Origin of the sequence: Pseudomonas sp. HY13-MNA-CIBAN-0226 (genome assembly GCF_040310305.1) — a bacterium.
Taxonomy (GTDB): domain Bacteria; phylum Pseudomonadota; class Gammaproteobacteria; order Pseudomonadales; family Pseudomonadaceae; genus Aquipseudomonas; species Aquipseudomonas gregormendelii.
In genome coordinates this window covers 1-241 of record NZ_JBEOPS010000575.1, presented here as the reverse complement: position 1 = coordinate 241, position 241 = coordinate 1, and the positions used below count along the sequence as shown (strand labels likewise).

Below are 241 nucleotides of genomic sequence, written 5' to 3'. Positions count from 1 at the left end.
TAATATAATCATGCCATCATACTCAGTCATACTGACCACACTACTTTCGCTAAGCGTCTGTCCTTGTGGCGACATATAAATCACCGGACAATGCCCACTGTCGACACGGCAGCCATGTTGACCCGCTCGCAAGCGCGCATCCTCGATAGCTATTGATAATGGCTCAGCAATCATCACCATCCCAGGACCGCCACCATACGGGCGTTCATCAATACGGCGGTAGTTATCAGTGGTATAATCA

Annotated in this window: 1 pseudogene; it reads right to left on the bottom strand. The window is 49.4% G+C overall.

Annotated elements, in window-relative coordinates:
• A pseudogene (locus tag AAEZ05_RS29975) lies at positions 1-241 on the bottom strand (tRNA (guanosine(37)-N1)-methyltransferase TrmD); the annotation flags it as partial.